Genomic DNA, 15874 nt, shown 5'->3' on the forward strand with positions numbered 1-15874 from the left:
TCGCTGTTTCATTGGGTGGCGACCCTTTCGAGCGAGTCCCGCCAACGCCTGTAGCCCATGACCCACCGGTCATCATCAAGCGGTCTTTTATCGGCTGATGCAAAGCACGGTTTGCCCGGGATGACGCCGCCCCCTAGAATGCCCCGATGCGCGATGATCTCTCCCTTCTGCTGAACTCCCTCAACGATGCCCAACGTCAGGCCGTAGCTGCCTCCGTGGGTCGTCAGTTGGTCCTGGCCGGTGCCGGCTCCGGTAAAACCCGAGTGCTGGTGCACCGTATCGCCTGGTTGATCCAGGTCGAGAACGCCTCGCCCCATTCGATCCTGTCGGTGACGTTCACCAACAAGGCCGCTGCCGAGATGCGCCATCGCATCGAGCAGTTGATGGGCATAAACCCTGCCGGCATGTGGGTCGGCACCTTCCACGGCCTGGCACACCGCTTGTTGCGGGCGCATTGGCAGGAGGCCGGGCTGAGCCAGACCTTCCAGATCCTGGACAGCGACGACCAGCAACGCCTGGTCAAGCGGGTAATCCGCGAACTGGGCCTGGACGAGCAGCGCTGGCCGGCCCGTCAGGCCCAGTGGTTCATCAACGGCCAGAAAGACGAAGGCCTGCGCCCGCAGCACATCCAAGCCAGCGGTGATCTGTTCCTGGCGACCATGCGCAGCATCTACGAAGCCTACGAGGCGGCGTGCCAGCGTGCCGGGGTGATCGACTTTTCCGAGCTGCTGCTACGGGCGCTGGACCTGTGGCGCGACCACCCAGGCCTGCTGGCTCACTATCAGAAGCGCTTCCGGCATGTCTTGGTGGACGAGTTCCAGGACACCAACGCCGTGCAATACGCCTGGTTGCGCCTGCTCGCCAAGGGCGGCGACAGCCTGATGGTGGTGGGTGACGATGACCAGTCGATCTACGGCTGGCGCGGCGCCAAGATCGAAAACATTCACCAGTACTCGGCGGACTTCCCGGACGCCGAAGTCATCCGCCTGGAACAGAACTACCGCTCCACCGCCGGCATCCTCAAGGCCGCCAACGCCCTGATCGCCAACAATACAGGGCGTCTGGGCAAGGAGTTGTGGACCGATGGCGGCGAAGGCGAAGCGATCAATCTCTACGCCGCCTTCAACGAACACGATGAAGCCCGCTACGTGGTGGAAACCATCGAAAGCGCGCTGAAAACCGGCCTGGCCCGCAGCGACATCGCCATCCTGTACCGTTCCAACGCCCAGTCGCGGGTATTGGAAGAAGCCTTGTTGCGCGAACGGATCCCGTACCGCATCTACGGCGGCCAGCGCTTCTTCGAGCGTGCTGAAATCAAGAACGCCATGGCCTACCTGCGCCTGATCGAAGGACGCGGCAACGACGCAGCCCTGGAACGGGTGATCAACGTGCCAACACGGGGCATCGGTGAAAAAACCGTTGAAGCGATTCGCGATCACGCGCGCCACAGCCATGTGTCCATGTGGGAAGCCATGCACCAACTGGTCGTCAACAAAGGCATGACCGGTCGCGCCGCTGGCGCCCTGAAGGCCTTCATGGACCTGATCGAGGACCTGGCCGCCAAGTGCGGGGAAATGCCTCTGCACTTGATGACCCAGACCGTCATCGAGCAGTCCGGCCTGATCGCCTACCACGAAGCGGAAAAAGGCGAGAAAGGCCAGGCCCGGGTGGAAAACCTTGAGGAACTGGTCAGCGCCGCGCGCAACTTCGAAAGTACCGAAGAAGACAAAGACCTGACACCGCTGTCGGCCTTCCTGGGTCACGCCTCCCTGGAGGCCGGCGACACCCAGGCCGACGAACATGAAGACAGCATCCAGCTGATGACCCTGCACAGCGCCAAAGGCCTGGAATTCCCCTACGTGTTCCTCGTGGGTATGGAAGAAGGCCTGTTCCCCCACAAGATGAGCCTGGAAGAACCGGGACGCCTGGAAGAGGAACGGCGCCTGGCCTATGTCGGTATCACCCGCGCCATGCAGAATCTGGTACTGACCTACGCCGAAACCCGACGTTTGTATGGCAGCGAGACCTACAACAAGGTGTCGCGCTTCGTACGTGAAGTACCGAAGGGCCTGATCCAGGAAGTGCGGCTGTCCAACAGTGTCAGCCGTCCGTTCGGTGGCGGCCAGCAGCAAAGCACCAGCAGCCTGTTCGGCGGCAGCGACATCCCGGAAACCGGCTTCAGCCTCGGCCAGACCGTACGGCATTCGGTATTCGGCGACGGCGTAATCCTCAACTTCGAGGGTGCCGGCGCCCAGGCGCGGGTGCAGGTGAACTTCAGCGAAGGCAGCAAGTGGCTGATGCTGGGGTATGCCAAGCTGGAAGCGATCTAAAGATTTGCATAGAAACCTGCGGGAGCTTGCTCGCTCCCACAGGTTGGCCTTCCAGAGGCCAAATAGTTTTCCGATAGAACTCATCCCCCTTTCCTACAGCCCAAAGCGAACAAGCCTTCTTGCACGGCTGAAGCTGAACCTCAGCTGTTACGCAAAAGCCCGAAACACTCTGCCGCTAGCCAGCAACACTTCACCTGTGCAACATGGCCCGCGTGCTATCCACAAATGGGAATGCCTTTATATGAAACGTTTTCTTAGCATCGCCATGGCGCTGTGCATTGGCCTGACGATGGCCATCGACGCCAATGCCGCCAAGCGCTTTGGCGGTGGTAAAAGCTCGGGCGCTGCCCCGACTCACCAAACCAGCCAGATGGCACCGTCCTCTGCCGCCGGCTCTACCGCTGCCACCGCAGGCGCTGCCGGTGCCGCGGGCGCTGCCACCAAGGCCAGCGGTGCTTCGCGCTGGCTCGGCCCCTTGGCCGGCATCGCCGCCGGTGGCCTGCTCGCCTCCATGTTCATGGGCGACGGCTTCCAGGGCATGCAGATCTTCGACATCCTGATCATGGCAGTCATCGCCTTCCTGGTCTTCCGCTTCATTGCCGCCCGTCGTCGCAAGCAGCAGGAGCAATTCGCTCCAGCCGGCCATGCGCCGATGCAACGTGAAGTGTTCAACCAGCAACCCGCCAGCGGTTCGATCTTCGGCGGTTCGGCAGCGCCTGTGGCCGCTCGCCCGGTCATCAATGCGCCGGCCTGGTTCAACGAGCAACGCTTCATCGAAGCCGCGCGCAGCCACTTCATGGCCCTGCAGCAGCATTGGGACGCGAACGAAATGGACAAGATCTCCGAGTTCGTGACCCCGCAACTGCTGGAGTTCCTCAAGCGCGAGCGGGCCGAACTGGGTGATGGCTTCCAGTCCACCTACATCGACAATCTGCACGTACAGCTGGACGGCGTCGACGATCGCGCCGACAAGACCATCGCCACCCTGACCTTCAGCGGTGTGTCGAAGGACTCTCGCTTCGACAAGGGCGAAGCGTTCAGCGAAAGCTGGAACATGGAACGTGCACAGGGCGATGACCAGCCTTGGCTGGTGGCCGGTATCCGCCAGAACGGTTGAACCTTTGCCCGTTTTGCATGTTGAAATAAAAGAACCCCGGCTCAGGCCGGGGTTTTCTATTTCGCGGTTGCATCTATAGCGAGCTACTGTATAAACCGCTTCATATAAAACCGCGCCATCGAGAAAGAGGATCCCCGGACGTGGAAGAAATCATCGAACAATTGCGTGAAGCCAACGAGCCCGTACCGGTCCCGCTGGAGTTGCCCGACGAAGACTTGCTGGTAGAGATCGAAGAGCAGTTGTTCATCGATATTCCGTTCGTCTTCAGGGAGTTTTTGCTGACCGTCAGCGATGTCGTCTATGGCAGCCTGGAGCCGGTGACCGTCACCGACCCACAATCCCACACCTACCTGCCGGATGTGGCCGCCAACGCCTGGGATGCCGGTGTCGACCGCAGCCTGATCCCGATCTGCCAGGACGGCGACGATTACTATTGCGTCGAAGAAGACGGCACTGTGGTGTTGTGGCAGGCCGAAGAAGAGCTGATCGCCGAAGAAACCTGGGAATCGGTCTGGCACTGGGCGCGAGACGTCTGGCTGGAAAGCTGAGCCCCACGGCCGGTCAATGCCCGGACGATTCCTTGTGATTGTCCAGGGTTTCAAGCAAGGCCACCTGCATCCGCGTATGCAGGCGGATGAACCAGCGCCAGAGCAGTGCCGCCACGGCAGTCGCCACCACGGCAATCAGTACGAGTAACTTGTTGGTCGGCAAAATGCTGGCCGACAAGGCTGCCAATAGCAGGAAAATCACCAGCAACGAGAGAATCGGGATCACTTCGGCGATCACCCGACGCACGCGCTGGGTATGGCGGCCAGCCATCTCCGTCTTCACGCCCATCTCCGCCAGCAGCATCGACAACGCCTTGAGCTTGCGATAGGCGGCGATCAGGAACGGTAGCGACACCAGCAGTGCCCCGCCCCAGATCAATGCCTTGTGCCAGCTCGGGTCGCTGATCCATGCTTGCAGGTAAACCGATATTCGCTCGGCGAAATAACCGCTCGAGACAAAAATCGCGATGACCAGCGCCAGGTTGACTCCAACCTGCAGCAAAATCCGCCTGATCATCGACGCCACCATCGCCCCTTCGCCGTGGGGCTGGATGCTGCGCAGCCATTCGCCATACATCCCCAGCACCCGCGCCAACCGTTGCGGCATGACCGTCGCCAACTTGACGGACAGCGGGTCGGCGGCCCGGATCAGGTATGGCGTCAGCAGTGTGGTCAACACCGAGACGGCGACCGCAACCGGATAGAGAAAATCGCTGGTGACCTGCAGGGTCATCCCCAACGACGCGATGATGAAGGAGAATTCGCCGATCTGCGAAAGGCCCATCCCAACGCGCAGCGAGGTGCGTCCGTCGTTGCCGGCGATAAAGGCACCGAGGCCGCAGGACAGCATCTTGCCGAGCACCACTGCACCCGTGATCACCGCAATCGGCCAGGCGTATTGCAGCAATATCGCCGGGTCGAGCATCAGCCCGATGGCGACGAAGAAGATCGCGCTGAACAGATCGCGCACCGGTTCCACCAGCCGCTCGATTTTCAGCAGTTGCCGGGACTCAGCCATGATCGCACCGATCAGGAACGCCCCGAGCACCATGCTGTATTCCAGCTTCACCACCAGCAGGCAGAAGCCGAAACACAGGCCCAGCACGGTAATCAGCAACATTTCGTTGCTGTCGAACTTCGCCACGTAGGCCAGCACCCTTGGCACCAGCAGAATGCCGATGACCAACGCGACGATCATGAACAACGACAACTTGCCCACGGTGGAAAACACCTCGCCGGAACTCACGGTGCCGCTGACGGCAATGCTCGACAGTAGGGCGATGATGCCAATGCCCAGGATGTCCTCAACGATCAACACCCCGAAAATCAGCTGCGCGAAGCGCTCGTTCTTCATCTTCAGGTCGTTGAGGGCCTTGACGATGATGGTGGTGGAGGAAATGGCCAGGATCGCGCCGAGGAACAGCGAGTCCATGGTGCTCCACTCGAACCAGCGGCCGATTTCATAACCGATCCAGATCATCAGCACGATTTCGAGGAACGCCGCGATGAAGGCGGTGGCCCCGACCTTGAACAGTTTGCGCAGGCTGAACTCCAGGCCCAGGCAAAACATCAGGAAGATCACCCCGAGCTCGGCCAGGGTCTTGATCGTGTCTGCGTCGTGGATAAAACCGAACGGCGGCGTATGCGGGCCGATGATGAAGCCGGCCACGATGTAGCCCAGTACCACCGGTTGCTTGAAACGATGAAAGAGTACGGTCACCAGTCCCGCAGCCATCATGATGATCGCCAAGTCTTGAATGAAACTGATGGCATGCATGTCGGGGCTCCCTGTTCGAATGACGCACTGCAGAGCTGGAGAAATCCATTTCCTCTGTAGGAATTGCCCTCGCAATGGGCTTTTGAAGGGTAACACCGCGACTTCCGACAAAAAGACGGTGCAATATATGGAAACAGATCCATCGGCGCGTGACGGCAACCACAGGCGCAGCGTCCCGATATCGGTGGTTTTTAAAACCTGGTGACCTGTTGCAGGCCACCCACCAGCACCCGCAGAGGTGCACTCCCGAATTGCTGCCTTGAACCGTGAGTACGTTATGGAACCTGGAAACGCCCAGCTGTCGATGACGGTGTTGATGACCCCCGATATGGCCAACTTCTCTGGCAATGTCCATGGCGGCACCTTGCTCAAATACCTCGACGAAGTCGCCTACGCCTGCGCCAGCCGCTACGCCGGGCGCTACGTGGTGACCCTGTCGGTTGACCAGGTCATCTTTCGTGAGCCGATTCATGTCGGCGAACTGGTGACCTTCCTGGCGTCGGTGAACTACACCGGCAACACGTCGATGGAAGTGGGCATCAAAGTCGTGACCGAAAATATTCGCGAACGCTCGGTGCGCCACACCAACAGTTGCTTCTTCACCATGGTTGCGGTGGATGACCTGCGTAAACCCGCAGCCGTGCCGCCCTTGCAGCCGCAAAACAGCGAAGAAAAACGCCGCTACGAACAAGCCCAGCAACGCCGGCAGATCCGCCAGGAACTGGAGAGGCGCTACCAGGAGATCAAGGCGGACGGGCCTTAAGCGGCGGTGGGAGCGAGCTTGCTCGCGATGGCGATGTCACAGCCAGCATCGATGTTGAATGTGATGGCCTCATCGCGAACAAGCTCGCTCCCACAGGGATTTTCAGCATTTGCACGGGGGCGATCAGAGGCTGATTGGCACAGCCTCGAACCGCACCCGTGGATGGGCGATCCGGTCCTGGGCGCGGACCAGTTCCAGCTCATAGCTGGTGCAGGCCTGGGTCTCCAGCAGCACTTCGTGCACCGCCGCTGCGGTGAATTCGAACGCCGCGACCAAACTGTCCCCCAGCAGAATCCGCGCCAGGAACAACCCCGACGTCAGGTCACCCACGCCCACCGGCTGGCGCGGGAAAGCCAGCAGCGGACGACGCAGGTGCCAGCTGTCATTGGCGGTCACCAGAAGCATTTCGAAACTGTCATCGGGTTTGCCGGGGTAGGCCAGATGCTTGACCAGCACCGCCTTCGGCCCACGGGCCAGCAACGCGCGGGCCATGGCCAGGCAGTCCAGCAACGACTGCGCCTTGCGCCCCGAAAAACTGTCCAGCTCCAATTGGTTGGGGCACATGAGGTCCGCCACGGCAGCGGCTTCTTCCAGGAGAAATTGGCTCACCTCGGGCGCCACGATGCAGCCCTTCTCAGGGTGACCCATGACCGGGTCGCACAGGTACAGCGCCTTGGGATTGGCGACCTTGATCCGCGCCACGCCCTTCAGAATCGCCCGCCCCTGGGCCGCGCTGCCCAGGTAACCGGATAACACCGCATCGCAATGCCCCAGCTCACCGATAGCGGCAATGCCCTCTACCAATGCCGGTATCTGCTCCGGGGCCAGCACTTCACCGGTCCATTGGCCGTACTGGGTGTGATTGGAAAACTGCACGGTATTGAGCGGCCAGACGTTCACGCCGACCCGCTGCATCGGAAACACTGCGGCGCTATTGCCAGCGTGACCGAACACCACGTGGGACTGAATGGCAAGCAGATGAGGCGTACGTTTCATGCGGGAAGTTTCCGTAAAACGATTGAAATTCAAGCCGCGCAGTATGCGACTAAACCCAGCCTGTACGACAGACCGGCGAGACAGTTAAGCTGACAGCAACTTGTTGGAGCACTTCGTTCATGCTGACCCTTGGAAACATCTTCGTGCTGATGCTGCTGGCTACCGGCGGCGCCTGGCTGTGGCACAACCATGGCTTGCGCGAACGGGCGTTGGCGAGGGTCATGCAGCATTGCGCCAACCTCAAGATCGAGCTGCTGGACGGCAACGTGGCGCTGAAAAAAATCGGCTTCGTGAAGGACGCCAATGGTCGACGACGCCTGGCTCGCGTCTACACCTTCGAGTTCACCGTCACCGGCGAAAGCCGCCATTCGGGCACCATCACCCAATTTGGGGCCCACAGCGCACACATAGAGCTGGCGCCCTACCCGATGCCCTTCGAAGAAACACCGCCAGCGCCCATCGAACCGGTCCGGACCAGGCCCAGGGCTGAAGTCATCGAATTGAGCCAGTGGCGCCAGGAACACAACAAGTGGAAGCCTTGAAACAGGGCTGATTCAGGAACAACGACAACTCACCAGACCGGCTTTGAGGCTATCGACGTCTTGCGGCTGATCGAAAATCAGCTCGATCCGAGAATCCTGGCGCCACTCGCTGGCTTGCCAACCCAGCGCCGCCCCCTCCAACGCATTGGCTGAAACCCAACCGTCGCGGCTGTGGATAACCATCTTCGCCCGTTTCCAGCCCTGGTCTTGTAGCCATCGCGACAGCGCCGCTGCGTCGAATCGTTGGCTTGGATGCCAGCGCCAGCCGATACTCCAGCCTCCATCCTGCTGCTGATACAGGCAGATGGGTTGCGTCGGATCGGTCCAGATCGCCGGGATCTGCCCCAGACTCTTGGGCAGGTTCACGTTATCCACAGACCCGCTGCCCTGAGCCGCAAGGCCTGGCAATCGATCAATCGGTAATGCCGCGTGTTGCGTCCAGTACAACGCAGACCCTGACAGTTGTGCCGTCACCCGTTCGCGATCGGCCTGCGTGACGCTCTCGGATTTGTTCAGCACCAGCAGTCCGGCATCCGTCAGGGTTTGTCGCTGCGCATCGGGCAAGGGTTTGCCGTCCGCCATTGCCCGGGCATCCAACACCAGCACACAGGGTTGTACCGCGAGCACGCCGAGCCATGGGGCTTCATTCAGTTGTCGCATCAACTGTGCCGGATGACCCAGGCCCGAGGGTTCGATGAACAGCCGATCCGGCCGGGCCTTGCGCAGCAAACGCCCAAGACCGATCTGAAACGGCGCGCCGTTGACGCAGCACAAGCAGCCGCCGGCCACTTCGCCCAGTGCGATACCATCGCCAGCCTGGGTCAGCAGCGCGGCATCCAGGCCGATCTGGCCGAACTCGTTGATCAGCACCGCCCAGCGTTCATTGGCCGGTCGCTGGGCCAGCAGATGCCTGATCAGACTGGTCTTGCCGGCGCCCAACGGGCCAGCAATGACATGGGTGGGAATGTACTGCAACATAATCGACGGCTTTCGATGGAGGTGAATATGCGATTGATCGGCTGGTTGTTACTGGCACTGACGTCGGACCAGGCGCTGGCCCAGGCCTGCGTGGTTCACAGCCAGGCGGAGCGACTCGATGTGAAAGTCTGCCAACAGAACCGCAGCATTCCGCAGAAACTGTTTGCCGATGGCTTCTGCCAGCCAAACCTTGCCGGCCAGAAGGTCGAGGTGCAATACGTCGATCAATGCCCTGGCGGCGCGTTCGGCGTTTGCAGCAACGCCCAGGTCGCCAATATGCCTTACCGCCAGGATATTCACTATTACGGCGTGGCGACCGATGCCGCGTACCTGCAGCCATTTTGCGAAGGGCAAAGCCAAGGCACCTGGCTCAAGCCTTAAGCCAGCCAATCCAGCGTGAGAATCAGGCGACGCTCTCCCGACGCGGGCTCCGGCGAGCGATGGATCAGGCCAAACCCCTCGTTGCCGTGCCATTTCTCACCTTTAAGCAAGCCTACATCACCGCAGCCAAACTGCTGGATCATGCGCGGATCCACCGGCTCTGCCTCAGGTTGCCCCAGGCGCCGTCGATCCATGGCCTCTTCCTTGAGCCACTGGCTGCCGACGCCCGCATAGGTGGTCAGCAGCCGCACCGGTACGTGGTCAACGTGGAAGCGTGGGCACATCGCCTTGTCCAACGTGCGCAAGCGCAGGCCGACACGTTGGGCACCTAATAGGCAGGCAAATGCACTGACGAGCCAGGAGACATCGGCGATAAAGCCTTCATAGCCTTGCAGGTCGCTGAAACCTGCAGCCAGGCCCTGCAACGCCGGCTGCGAATCCTCTTCCGGCAACTCAAGCACGCGTGATTCGGCCAGGGACTGGTCCATCGCCAACACCATGACCGCAAAATCGCTGATATGCGCAGGAAGCTGACGCTGCCAGATCGCCAGGTTGGTACCGTCGTCCAGGATCTGCGCGAATACCCCTGGCGTATCACCTTGGACCTGTCGTGCCTGCGTAGCCTTTTTCAGACTGGGCGCCAGCATCACGCCGCGACCTCGTCATGCCACGGGCCGAACGGATCCGGCAACAGCCGCCAGTTTTCGACCCCGAGGGCCATTTCCGCATCGGTGAGCAAGCAAGCGTCCAATTCAGCGGCGAGTTGGCCAAAATCAATGTCCTGACCAATGAAGACCAGCTCCTGACGGCAATCGCCTGTGGCAGCCATCCAGTTTTTCATGATCGCCGCTGTGCTCTCTTCATCCTGGGGCCATTGGTTTTTCGGCACGAACCGCCACCAGCGCCCGGCGAAGCCATGTCGCATCAAGCCGCCAGCCTGGGACCAACTGCCCGCTTCCTCAGGTTTGCTGGCCAGCCAGAAGAACCCCTTGGAGCGCAGGAGTTTGCCATTGGGCCACGGACGGTCGATAAAATTGAAGAACCGCTCGGGATGAAATGGCCGGCGTGCTCGGTAGGCGGTCGAGGCGATGCCATATTCCTCGGTTTCTGGCACGTGCTCGCCACGCAGTTCCTGTAGCCAGCCAGGTGCCTGGGCGGCGCGTTCGAAGTCGAAAAGGCCTGTGTCGAGGATTCTGCCCAGGGGCACCTGCCCCATGACCATCGGAATGATCTGCGCCTGGGCGTTGAGACGCTGCAGAATCGCAGTCAACTCTTCCCGCTCATGCTGACTGATCAGGTCGATCTTGCTGATCAGAATCACGTCGGCGAACTCGATTTGTTCGATCAGCAGGTCTGTGATCGAACGCTCATCCTCCTCACCCAGGGTTTCGCCCCGTGACGCCAGGCTTTCGGCGGCCTGGTAATCCAGCAGGAAATTCACCCCATCGACCACCGTGACCAGGGTGTCGAGTCGCGCCACATCGGCCAGGCTTCGGCCTTCTTCATCACGAAACGTGAAGGTTTCCGCCACTGGCAACGGTTCGGAAATACCAGTGGATTCGATCAGCAGGTAATCGAAACGCCCTTCCCTGGCGAGTTGCCCGACTTCTTTGAGCAAGTCCTCGCGCAACGTGCAGCAGATGCAGCCGTTGCTCATTTCCACCAGTTTTTCTTCGGAACGACTCAGGGTGACATCTCGCTGGACTTCGCTGCCATCGATGTTGATCTCGCTCATATCGTTGACGATCACCGCAACTCGTAGATTGTCGCGATTACGCAAAACGTGGTTGAGCAGTGTGCTTTTACCGGCACCGAGGAATCCGGAAAGCACGGTTACGGGAAGACGATTGGGCATCATGTATATCCTCATCGGGCGGCCGCTTCGACTACGGCTCGTTTCCAGGGTTTGACCAGGTTCAGGGGTTCGCTTTTTATGTTATAGTATAACAACACAATTCAACCACCCCGCCGTCCCGCATTGGTTGGAGATCATTCCATGCGCAGTCATCTGAAATTCGTATTGGCGAGCCCGTTATTGCTGTGGGTGTTATGCGCTTCGGCCCAAACTCCACTCCTGGCGAACTGCACCCGCAGTGCGAATCTGCTGGCGTGCGTGGACATTCAGGGCAATGCCTACAGCGTCGCAACGGCGGGAAACACCATTTATTTGCGGGGTTTTGAAGCCGCCAGTCGTCGTTATTGGGCGCAAACAAACAGCCGTTACGGTCAGCTCACCTTCTTTACTGGTTTGGCATCGGATGGAGAAAGTTGGGTCGGATACAGCCGGCGTGTGGGCTGGACGACGCTCAATCGTTTCTCAAGCTCTGGTGGCAGTGCGGGTGCATTTGTATGCGGACGTATGAACGGCTGCCAGGATTCATCGCGCTGATGTTTCACGTGGAACGTGAACGTTTGGGGAAATGAAAATCCTTTCATGGAAAAGGTTCCTTTAAATCACACGTTATACTATAACATGTAGCTTTGAACCTTCGATGGACCTTGACCATGAACGCGTTAACCCTGCCCGACATCGCTGCGCAGGCTTCACGTCAAGCCCTACCCCTTGATTGGGTGGGTATGTGTGGCATCGCAACACCGGTGTTGATTGACGGCCAGCGTCTTAGCGCAATGGCCGACGCAGGTGTCAGCCTTGACGACGGTGAAGCGCGCGGCATTCACATGTCACGTTTATACCTGGCGCTGGAGCTGCTCGAAGAGGCTGCGCTTTCGCCAGCGTTATTGCGCCGAATCCTCCAGCAATTTCTCGACAGCCACGAAGGCTTGTCCCACGCGGCATCGCTCAGTGTGCATACCGACCTGCTGCTCAAGCGTCCGGCACTCATCAGCCCGCTGATGGGTTGGAAACGTTACCCCGTGAGCATCGAAGCCCACTTGAAAAACGCAATGTTCCACGTGGAACTGAACATCCAGATTCCCTATTCCTCCACCTGCCCTTGTTCGGCCGCTCTTGCCCGGCAATTGATCCAACAGCAATTCGTCGACGACTTCGCTAACAAGAAACTTGAACACGCCGAGATCCTGGCCTGGCTAGGTTCATCGAACGGCATTGTTGCCACCCCTCATAGCCAACGCAGTACGGCGTTCTTGAGTTTGCGCCTGAACGCCGATGCCGACGATTTGCCGCTACAGTCTTTCATCAACGAAGCCGAAGCAGCCCTCGGCACCGCTGTGCAAACCGCCGTCAAGCGCGCCGATGAACAGGCCTTCGCCCTGGCCAACGGCCAAAACCTGATGTTCTGCGAAGACGCCGCGCGGCGATTAAGCATCGCCCTGAGCCGGTCACCCGACATTGTTGCGCTGAATGTACGCGTCGTTCACGCCGAAAGCCTGCACGCCCATGACGCCGTGGCGCAAAGCCGCTGGACCCGGGAGGCATCATGATCAACTGCCAAGCGCTGCGCTGGGGCGCCCCCAGACAACCTCTCACACCGCCGCTCACGATGCAGCGACCGGCTGGCAGCCTTACCGCCATCATCGGAGCCAACGGCTCGGGCAAAAGCAGCCTGTTGAAAGTGCTCGCGGGGATGCAAAAACCGCTCTCCGGCAAAGTCACCTTGGATGTTCCACGCCGTGGTGGAGTTTCGTTCATGCCGCAGCAGCAACATCTGGATCGGCAATTTCCCATCAGTTTGCAATCGTTGGTGGCGGCCGGTTCCTGGGGTAATCGACACACGCCAGCGAAGCGAAGGCAATTGCTCCAGACCGTGCTGGCCGACTGGGCGCTGACCGGACTCGAACATCGTCCGCTAATGGCGCTGTCTGGAGGCGAGTTGCAACGCGCCCTGCTCGCTCGCCTGAGCCTGGCCGAAGCGCCATTGCTATTGCTCGACGAACCCCACGCCGCCCTCGACGAACAGGGCCAGGCGCTGCTGTGGAAACACCTCCATCACTGGCATGCCCAGGGCCGAACCGTCGTGGTGGTGTGCCATGACCTGGCAGCGGTCCGCCAACATATCCCCCATGCGCTGCTGATCAGCAACACCGGCTGCGTGCTGGGCCGCAGCGTCGACTTGATCGCTCAACAACCCCACACGTGGGTGGCCTGATGCTTGCGGCCACACATCTCTGGCAACCGTTTCAAGAGTTTGTCTTCATGCGCCGGGCCTTGCTTGGCGGCCTGGTGCTGGCGTGCAGCACGGCGCCGTTGGGTGTGTTCCTGATTCTTCGGCGCATGAGCTTGATTGGTGATGCCGTAGCGCACGGCATTCTGCCTGGCGCCGCCCTGGGTTTCTGGTTCGCCGGGCTGAGCCTGCCAGCCTTGACCATCGGCGGCCTGGGCGCGGGCCTGAGCATGGCCGGGCTGGCCGCCTGGATTACCCGGCGTACCGGTCTAAGGGAAGATGCCAGCCTCGCGGCGATTTATCCCATTTCCCTGGCAGCCGGCGTGTTAATCCTCGGCATGGCCGGTAAACGCCTGGACTTGCTTCACTTGCTGTTCGGCTCGGCATTGGCGGTAGATGGCCCGACGCTCACCGGCATGCTGTGGGTTTCTGGAGCCAGCCTGTTGGCGATGGCGTTGATTTATCGACCGTTGCTGCTCGATACGCTGGACCCATTGTTTTTGCAAACCGTCAGTCGTCTCGGCCCGTTGGCCCATGGCGTGTTCCTGACCCTGGTGGTGTTGAACCTGGTGATCGGCTTCCAAGCCATCGGTGCACTGATGGTGGTGGGCCTTATGATGCTGCCGGCCGCCGCGTCGCGATTCTGGAGCCGTCGCCTGCCACTGCTGATGTTGATCGCGGCGCTGCTCGGTTGCCTCTCGGTGTGGCTTGGCCTGTTGTTGTCCTTCTACTACTCACTGCCCAGCGGGCCGTCCATCGTACTGGTGGCGGGCGCGTTGTATCTACTGTCGGTGGTATTCGGGCCGGTGCACGGTTTGCTGCGCCGCCCGCCTTTGCTCACATCCCAATGAGGTGTTTCCCGATGCGCGTTCTGCTCGTGCTATTCAGTCTGATGCTGTCCATGTCCCTGTCCGCCGCCGAAAAGCTTCAGGTGGTGACGAGCTTCAGCATCCTCGCCGACATGACCCGACAGGTCGGCGGTGAGCATATCCACATCACCAACATGGTCGGGCCGGACGCCGATGCACACACCTACGAACCCACGCCAGACGACGCCAAGGCATTGCTCAAGGCAAAACTGATCATCAAGAACGGACTGGGCTTCGAGCCATGGTTGGATCGCCTGGTGACCAGCACTGAAACCACAGCCCCGGTGGTCAGCGCCAGTCGCGGCGTCATCCCGCGCTCACTGGATGAGGATGGCGAGACCATCCCCGACCCGCACGCGTGGCACAACCTGGCGAACGCCGAGCTGTATGTCAGCAACATCACCAAGGCATTGGAAGCAGCCGACCCGGCCAACAAGGCCGACTACGAACGCAACAGCCAGGCGTACCTGAAGAAAATCTATGCCCTGCTCGCCGAAGCCAAGGCCAAGCTCGGTGCATTGCCTGCCGGCAATCGCAAGATCGTGACTTCCCACGACGCATTCGGTTACCTGGGCCAGGCCTATGGCATCGAGTTCATGGCGCCCCAGGGTTTATCCACAGAGCGTGAACCGTCGGCGACAGAAGTCGCGGCACTGATTACCCAGATCCGCCAGACGAAGGTCAAAGCGGTGTTCATGGAAAACATCAAGGACGCACGCCTGCTCAAGCAGATCGCCGACGAGAGCGGCGCGCACATCGGCGGTACGCTGTACTCCGATGCACTCGCGACCCATGGACCGGCCAGCACCTTTACTGGTCTTTTCGAATACAACCTCAATACGTTGTATGAGGCGTTGAGTCGGCCTTGATCTGACGGTGTAAAGGGTGAGGAGCATTGGGGCTGCTGCGCAGCCCAGCGGGAGCAAGCTCCCTCGCCACAAAGTCCTCTACGCCTGAAACGGTCAAGCCCTCGGCTTGACCGTCCCGCAATCCTGCCCCAGCCATACCGCGCGAGTGTCGAGGCTACCGTTCTGCTGGATGCCGGTGGCATTGAACGTGCCGTTGACCTTGGTGGTGAACTCACGATCGCTCTGGAACGTCGCGACGCCGTTCCCCTGGGCTTTCGGGCAACTGAAGCGAAACTTCCACTGATTGCCGGTACGTTCGGTGATCTGCTGCTTGCAACCCGATTGCGGGTCTTGCAGCGGAATGTCATTGGTTTGTACCTGCGCCGGGGTCAGGCAGACGCGGATGCCTTTACCGCCCATGGTAATGCCCTGCTTTTCCAGCATCGCCCGTTGCTCCGGAGTCATCTGGTTCTGCACCTGGCCCAGGATCAATTGCAAGTCCGGAAGGTTCTGGTTATCGACCTTCATGTTGCTGGTAGTCAGCTCCCATAACCCCGACTGGAGCATCTGCGCCTGAGCCGCCATCGGAACCGACAACCCCATCACCAAGGCCACACCCAGCAGACGAACATTCATTGCATAA

Annotated in this window: 17 protein-coding genes; 11 read left to right on the forward strand and 6 right to left on the reverse strand. The window is 60.2% G+C overall.

All coding sequences use genetic code 11. From position 1 onward, the window contains the following. The first annotated feature begins 146 nt into the window (after positions 1–146). The 3 genes from uvrD to BT116_RS11780 all read left to right on the forward strand — a co-directional run bounded on the left by uvrD (position 147) and on the right by BT116_RS11780 (position 3995). Positions 147–2330 (forward strand): DNA helicase II, encoded by a 2184-nt coding sequence (uvrD, locus tag BT116_RS11770; RefSeq protein WP_063323716.1) that lies wholly within the window; start codon positions 147–149, stop codon positions 2328–2330. 241 nt (positions 2331–2571) lie between these two features. Then, positions 2572–3447 (forward strand): Tim44 domain-containing protein, encoded by an 876-nt coding sequence (locus BT116_RS11775; RefSeq protein WP_072343572.1) that lies wholly within the window; start codon positions 2572–2574, stop codon positions 3445–3447. Between the two features lie 140 nt (positions 3448–3587). After that, positions 3588–3995, forward strand: a complete 408-nt coding sequence (locus tag BT116_RS11780; protein WP_003187120.1) for an SMI1/KNR4 family protein — start codon at positions 3588–3590, stop codon at positions 3993–3995. Positions 3996–4008: 13 nt separating this feature from the next. On the opposite strand, the gene BT116_RS11785 is transcribed toward BT116_RS11780, so the two are convergent. Then, positions 4009–5772 (reverse strand): cation:proton antiporter, encoded by a 1764-nt coding sequence (locus BT116_RS11785; RefSeq protein ID WP_072343575.1) that lies wholly within the window; start codon positions 5770–5772, stop codon positions 4009–4011. A 277-nt stretch (positions 5773–6049) separates the two neighbouring features. Here BT116_RS11785 and BT116_RS11790 point away from each other — a divergent pair, with 277 nt between their 5' ends. Next, on the forward strand, positions 6050–6535 hold the full coding sequence (locus BT116_RS11790) for an acyl-CoA thioesterase (protein WP_072343578.1): 486 nt from the start codon (positions 6050–6052) through the stop codon (positions 6533–6535). Between the two features lie 123 nt (positions 6536–6658). On the opposite strand, the gene pdxY is transcribed toward BT116_RS11790, so the two are convergent. Further along, positions 6659–7531, reverse strand: coding sequence for a pyridoxal kinase PdxY (pdxY, locus tag BT116_RS11795; RefSeq protein ID WP_072343581.1), 873 nt, complete (start codon positions 7529–7531; stop codon positions 6659–6661). 119 nt (positions 7532–7650) lie between these two features. Between pdxY and BT116_RS11800 the strand changes: the two genes are divergently transcribed. Beyond that, a complete protein-coding gene (locus BT116_RS11800; protein ID WP_072343584.1) occupies positions 7651–8073 on the forward strand; it encodes a DUF3301 domain-containing protein in 423 nt (140 codons plus the stop codon). A 12-nt stretch (positions 8074–8085) separates the two neighbouring features. Here BT116_RS11800 and BT116_RS11805 read toward each other — a convergent pair whose 3' ends face one another. After that, on the reverse strand, positions 8086–9051 hold the full coding sequence (locus tag BT116_RS11805) for a CobW family GTP-binding protein (RefSeq protein ID WP_072343587.1): 966 nt from the start codon (positions 9049–9051) through the stop codon (positions 8086–8088). A 27-nt stretch (positions 9052–9078) separates the two neighbouring features. Between BT116_RS11805 and BT116_RS11810 the strand changes: the two genes are divergently transcribed. Further along, entirely contained in the window at positions 9079–9432 is a 354-nt protein-coding gene (locus tag BT116_RS11810; protein WP_060739960.1) for a hypothetical protein, read from the forward strand. Here BT116_RS11810 and BT116_RS11815 read toward each other — a convergent pair. Together BT116_RS11815 and zigA are read right to left on the reverse strand one after the other, a co-directional pair. Next, the gene (locus tag BT116_RS11815; RefSeq protein WP_072343590.1) at positions 9429–10079 is read right to left on the reverse strand and encodes a DUF1826 domain-containing protein; all 651 of its coding nucleotides are present in this window, start codon (positions 10077–10079) and stop codon (positions 9429–9431) included. The genes BT116_RS11810 and BT116_RS11815 overlap by 4 nt on opposite strands. Beyond that, positions 10079–11287, reverse strand: a complete 1209-nt coding sequence (gene zigA, locus BT116_RS11820) for a zinc metallochaperone GTPase ZigA (RefSeq protein ID WP_072343896.1) — start codon at positions 11285–11287, stop codon at positions 10079–10081. Before zigA ends, BT116_RS11815 begins: the two co-directional genes overlap by 1 nt. 141 nt (positions 11288–11428) lie before the next feature. On the opposite strand from zigA, the gene BT116_RS11825 reads away from it, so the two are divergent. From BT116_RS11825 to BT116_RS11845, 5 genes are all read left to right on the forward strand, one after another. Continuing rightward, entirely contained in the window at positions 11429–11821 is a 393-nt protein-coding gene (locus BT116_RS11825; protein WP_072343594.1) for a glutamine synthetase, read from the forward strand. A gap of 116 nt (positions 11822–11937) precedes the next feature. After that, positions 11938–12834: a GTP cyclohydrolase FolE2 gene (gene folE2, locus BT116_RS11830; RefSeq protein ID WP_072343597.1), complete on the forward strand. Its 897-nt coding sequence runs from the start codon at positions 11938–11940 to the stop codon at positions 12832–12834. Next, positions 12831–13499 (forward strand): metal ABC transporter ATP-binding protein, encoded by a 669-nt coding sequence (locus tag BT116_RS11835; protein ID WP_072343600.1) that lies wholly within the window; start codon positions 12831–12833, stop codon positions 13497–13499. Before folE2 ends, BT116_RS11835 begins: the two co-directional genes overlap by 4 nt. Continuing rightward, a complete protein-coding gene (locus BT116_RS11840; protein WP_003207012.1) occupies positions 13499–14365 on the forward strand; it encodes a metal ABC transporter permease in 867 nt (288 codons plus the stop codon). Before BT116_RS11835 ends, BT116_RS11840 begins: the two co-directional genes overlap by 1 nt. An 11-nt stretch (positions 14366–14376) precedes the next feature. Further along, positions 14377–15252 (forward strand): metal ABC transporter substrate-binding protein, encoded by an 876-nt coding sequence (locus tag BT116_RS11845; protein WP_072343603.1) that lies wholly within the window; start codon positions 14377–14379, stop codon positions 15250–15252. Positions 15253–15345: 93 nt separating this feature from the next. Here BT116_RS11845 and BT116_RS11850 read toward each other — a convergent pair whose 3' ends face one another. Further along, complete coding sequence (locus BT116_RS11850; RefSeq protein ID WP_072343606.1) at positions 15346–15867, reverse strand: DUF3617 domain-containing protein; 522 nt, start codon at positions 15865–15867, stop codon at positions 15346–15348. Positions 15868–15874 lie beyond the last annotated feature (7 nt).

This window comes from Pseudomonas sp. NFACC16-2, from assembly GCF_900119205.1.
In the GTDB taxonomy this organism is placed as follows: Bacteria; Pseudomonadota; Gammaproteobacteria; order Pseudomonadales; family Pseudomonadaceae; genus Aquipseudomonas; species Aquipseudomonas fluorescens_Q.

Excerpts from the sequence above, each read along its gene's own strand:
- BT116_RS11835 (WP_072343600.1), top strand. The coding sequence starts at position 12,831 with ATGATCAACTGCCAAGCGCTGCGCTGGGGCGCCCCCAGACAACCTCTC.
- BT116_RS11815 (WP_072343590.1), bottom strand. The coding sequence starts at position 10,079 with ATGCTGGCGCCCAGTCTGAAAAAGGCTACGCAGGCACGACAGGTCCAA.
- BT116_RS11805 (WP_072343587.1), bottom strand. The coding sequence starts at position 9,051 with ATGTTGCAGTACATTCCCACCCATGTCATTGCTGGCCCGTTGGGCGCC.
- pdxY (WP_072343581.1), bottom strand. The coding sequence starts at position 7,531 with ATGAAACGTACGCCTCATCTGCTTGCCATTCAGTCCCACGTGGTGTTC.
- BT116_RS11850 (WP_072343606.1), bottom strand. The coding sequence starts at position 15,867 with ATGAATGTTCGTCTGCTGGGTGTGGCCTTGGTGATGGGGTTGTCGGTT.
- BT116_RS11845 (WP_072343603.1), top strand. The coding sequence starts at position 14,377 with ATGCGCGTTCTGCTCGTGCTATTCAGTCTGATGCTGTCCATGTCCCTG.
- BT116_RS11790 (WP_072343578.1), top strand. The coding sequence starts at position 6,050 with ATGGAACCTGGAAACGCCCAGCTGTCGATGACGGTGTTGATGACCCCC.
- uvrD (WP_063323716.1), top strand. The coding sequence starts at position 147 with ATGCGCGATGATCTCTCCCTTCTGCTGAACTCCCTCAACGATGCCCAA.
- BT116_RS11840 (WP_003207012.1), top strand. The coding sequence starts at position 13,499 with ATGCTTGCGGCCACACATCTCTGGCAACCGTTTCAAGAGTTTGTCTTC.
- BT116_RS11785 (WP_072343575.1), bottom strand. The coding sequence starts at position 5,772 with ATGCATGCCATCAGTTTCATTCAAGACTTGGCGATCATCATGATGGCT.
- BT116_RS11775 (WP_072343572.1), top strand. The coding sequence starts at position 2,572 with ATGAAACGTTTTCTTAGCATCGCCATGGCGCTGTGCATTGGCCTGACG.
- zigA (WP_072343896.1), bottom strand. The coding sequence starts at position 11,287 with ATGCCCAATCGTCTTCCCGTAACCGTGCTTTCCGGATTCCTCGGTGCC.
- BT116_RS11825 (WP_072343594.1), top strand. The coding sequence starts at position 11,429 with ATGCGCAGTCATCTGAAATTCGTATTGGCGAGCCCGTTATTGCTGTGG.
- BT116_RS11800 (WP_072343584.1), top strand. The coding sequence starts at position 7,651 with ATGCTGACCCTTGGAAACATCTTCGTGCTGATGCTGCTGGCTACCGGC.
- folE2 (WP_072343597.1), top strand. The coding sequence starts at position 11,938 with ATGAACGCGTTAACCCTGCCCGACATCGCTGCGCAGGCTTCACGTCAA.
- BT116_RS11810 (WP_060739960.1), top strand. The coding sequence starts at position 9,079 with ATGCGATTGATCGGCTGGTTGTTACTGGCACTGACGTCGGACCAGGCG.